At 78.3% G+C, this 2,410-nt stretch carries 1 pseudogene; it reads right to left on the bottom strand.

Annotated elements, in window-relative coordinates:
- Positions 1–168: 168 nt before the first annotated feature.
- A pseudogene (locus FOE67_RS22860) lies at positions 169–2,410 on the bottom strand (ATPase); the annotation flags it as partial.

Genomic DNA, 2,410 nt, shown 5'->3' with positions numbered 1-2,410 from the left:
GGGGAGGGGACGCGGGGGACACGGGAGGGGAGACCATGAAAAAAGCCTCCGAACGCGCGTCGCGGGCGCGTCGAAGGCCGACGGGGTCAATCTACCGTCCCCGGCGCCGTGTCGGTCGTCGTTCCCGCGATGTCCCCGGCGGCCGGCCCCGTGACCCGGCCGGACCCGTCACAGCCGCCAGGCGGTCTCCCGCTCCGGCAGGTAGCGGCAGTCGGTCCCCGTGGAGACCGAGGCCCGCAGGTGCGCGGCCAACTCCGGGTGCCGGTCGTCCAGTTTGCGCAGGGTGTCGCGGATGCGGGCCGTCACGGTCTTGCGGGCCCGCTCGGCGGCGTCGCCCAGCCGCCGCCCGCGCCCGGCCAGACCCGCCGCGCCGCGCAACTCCGCCAGCAGCGCGGTGCGTTCGCGCTCCAGGTCGGCGGCCCGCCCCGCTGCCCCGCGCAGGGCGGCGCGGTCGATCTCCTCGTCCAACTCGGTCAGCCGCCGCCGGTAACGGAGCTTCGCCTCCTCGTCCAACACGGGGTCACCACCCATACGGTGCGCGGCGACCACCTCCGGATCCGCGCCGGGGGCCAGCAGGTGGACGGCCGGCACGTCGCGGCCCGGGACGGCCAACAGCCGTTGCAGGTCGGCCAGGCCCTTGGCGTCGGGCAGGTGCACGACCCGCCCGGCCCAGCCCAGGCGCCACACCGGGCCCTCGCGGCGGAACTCGTTGACCGGCGGGGCCGCCGCGTCGCCGGCGGCCGGGCCCGCCGGGCCGCCGGCCGGCTCCGACGCGCTTCCCGTCGCACCCGCCCGGACGGGCACCCCCGGCCCGGCCCGCAGGCGGCGGGCCCGCTCGGCGGTGTGCTCCAGTCCGGCGCCGGCGGCCTCCCGGGCCACCCGGCCCGCCAGCTCCCTGGCCGCCTCCCGGTCCCCGGGGGCGTTCCGCGCCGCCAGCGCCTCGGCCAGGGCGGCGCGGGCCCGCAGCAGCCACGGCGGCGAGCCCATCCGCTCCGCCGACCGGCAGGCGCTCCGCGCCGCCCGAACGGCCTCCTGCGCGTCCCCCGCCGCCAGCCGCAACCGGGAGAGCAGCAGATCCACCGGGCCGCCGATGTCGCAGCCGAAGACACCGACCAGCCACTGCCCGGTGTACGGCTCCAGTTCGGCGACGCACCGCTCGACGGCCGCCGCGTCACCCTCCCGGATCGCCACCCCCGCCGCCAGCCGCAGCCGGACCGGGAGCAGCAGGCGGGGCAGCGGACCCGACGTGGCGGCCAGCTCCCGCCCCGCGCCCACGAGATCGCCCCGCTCCAGGGCGGCCAGACCCTCCCGGAGCCGGCCCAGCGGAGAGGCCGGACCGGACAAGGGGGAGTCGTCGGCGGCCCCGACCGGGGGCCCGGGCAGCTCCCGTTCGCGCAGCAGCGCCAGCGACCAGCGCAGGTGGTACAGAACGCCGGCACCGAAGGGATGCTCCCGACCCGGCTCGTTCACCAGCGGCTCCGCCCGGCGAAGGGCCTCCTCCGCCTCCGCGAAACGGCCCTGGAAGCCGTGGATCAGACAGCGGTCCATGAGGGAGTTGAAGGAGATCTCCGGTGAGACCGTCACCGCGGCCACCGACAACTGCTCGCGGAACTGCTCGGCGTAGCCCGGGTCGTCCAGCTCCAGGAGGGCCACCCAGCGCAGCGAGGTGGCGTAGAACTCCAGCAGCCGCATGCCGCGCCGGGCCGCCACGTCCCGCAGCTCGCCGGTGAGCCGGAGACGTTCGCGAGCCGTGCCGGGGCCCCAGATGGCCTGGTGTCGGGCCCACAGGGCGAAGCTCAGGCCCTCCTCGTCCTCCCGCCCGAGGGAGTGCCGGGCGAGGGCGTCGGTGAGACGCAGGACGACGGCCTCCTCCTCGGCGGCGGTCATGGGCGCGTCGTCGGGGAGGGCCTCGCCGGGCCCGTCGGCGCCGGCGCCCGGGTCGGCCGCCCCGGCACCCAGGCGGCGATCGGCCGCGCGCAGCGCGCGCGGACGCAGCGTCTCGCCGCCGGGCAGCTCCCTGGCGCCGTAGGCCATCAGTGCGGTGCGCACCGCCGGGACCGGGTCCGCCACCCGCCGGGCCAGCTCCTCCGCGTCGGCGATCACCCGCCACCCCTCGGCGGTCTCCCCGACGTGCAGCAACTCCTCGCCCAACGCGAGCACCACCCGTACCCGCCGCTCGATCGGCAACCCGCCCGCGACGGCCGCGTGATGGGCGCGCCGGTGGTGCTCCACCGCCTCGCGCGGCGCGAACCGCAGCCGTGCGTCCAGCGCCGCGGCGGCGAACAACTCCACGGCCGTGGCCGGCTCCAGGGCCTCACCGGCCCGATGCGCGTGCTCGGCGAGCTCGGCGACGCGCGCCGACCCGCCCGCGGTCTCCCCGGGGGCGGTCCACTCGTTCCCCCCGTCGGCC

Source organism: Streptomyces calidiresistens (assembly GCF_014141525.1).
Classification (GTDB): domain Bacteria; phylum Actinomycetota; class Actinomycetes; order Streptomycetales; family Streptomycetaceae; genus Streptomyces; species Streptomyces calidiresistens.
This window is presented reverse-complemented; position numbering and strand designations above follow the sequence as displayed.